The sequence below is a fragment of the Aquimarina algiphila genome, from assembly GCF_007489275.1.
Taxonomy (GTDB): Bacteria; Bacteroidota; Bacteroidia; order Flavobacteriales; family Flavobacteriaceae; genus Aquimarina; species Aquimarina algiphila.
On record NZ_VLNR01000173.1, the window covers coordinates 1 to 1062 of the forward strand.

Consider the following 1062-nt stretch of genomic DNA (forward strand, 5'->3'; position numbering starts at 1 on the left):
TTTGAGGGATTTAAAAATAGAATCTTATCAAAGATCACAGCAATGACCATTATTCAATATATCAATAGGTTTGAATTCAACAGAAATATAAACAACCTAAAAATTAATATTAACTAAATGCACAACGGGTCTATTTAATACAAATATACGCCGTTTAAACGATAGTTAAACGGCGTATTAATAACATTGAAATTTGATATGTTTATTTAAACAACATAATATCGGTATAAGTAGATTGATAGGTTATGTTTTTCTTTTGTGAAACCTGTGTAGCTCCATTAAAAGGGTTTGCATGGCTTGTTCTATCTTCAAACCATTGGAACAATTCCAGTAATGAGCTTTTGTTTGAAGTGAAGAAAAAATACCGATTAGATTTAATCACATCCAGTACGTCTAAATAGTCGGTAAGATTCCAATAGTTTTTATAGGTGTATGAAACTGTTTGTAAATATGGAGGATCAACAATAAAAACAACATTATCAATTCCTTTGTACTTATCATACAATTTCCTGTAATCCATTTTAACCACTTCTAAGCCGTCCAAATATCCTTCTGGTGTAATGTAATCGTTTTTCCTAACACAGTTGTAATATGTACCTTTTTTAAGCTCATCGAAACTATTATCGTAATTCATACCAAATCGAAGCGATGAAGATATCGTTACAAAATCAACCTGATTATGATACTTTTCTACTATTTTTAAAATTTGCTGTTTTAAAGGTTCTGTTATCTTTTTATCCTTTGGATAATCTTTTACCACCTTTCTTATTTTTTGCAGTATAGCGTTTGTGGTGGGTATGCTTTCCAGTCTTTTGTGATAGTCGTCAAAATCATTGTAAATAACCTTTGATTCTGGATATATTGATTTTATGGTATGCGATAAAATACCACTCCCTCCAAATAAATCAATATAAACAGCATCCCTTGGATATTGTGGAGATTCCTATGAAATTGACCCGGGTATTCCTGTTTAAATAGAGCATAGCAAAACAGTTCCCAAAAGCGTGTTTATTTCAGTGTTAAAATTACGATTTTTTTCTTTTTCTTCTCATCGACTCTCCT

Annotated in this window: 1 protein-coding gene and 1 pseudogene; one reads left to right on the forward strand and one right to left on the reverse strand. The window is 30.7% G+C overall.

The window, feature by feature from the left end:
- Nucleotides 1-117 (forward strand): annotated as a pseudogene (locus FOF46_RS30925) (IS982 family transposase); the annotation flags it as partial.
- Between the two features lie 85 nt (nt 118-202).
- Here FOF46_RS30925 and FOF46_RS30930 read toward each other — a convergent pair.
- The gene (locus tag FOF46_RS30930) at nt 203-760 is read right to left on the reverse strand and encodes a hypothetical protein (RefSeq protein WP_143919266.1); all 558 of its coding nucleotides are present in this window, start codon (nt 758-760) and stop codon (nt 203-205) included.
- Nucleotides 761-1062 lie beyond the last annotated feature (302 nt).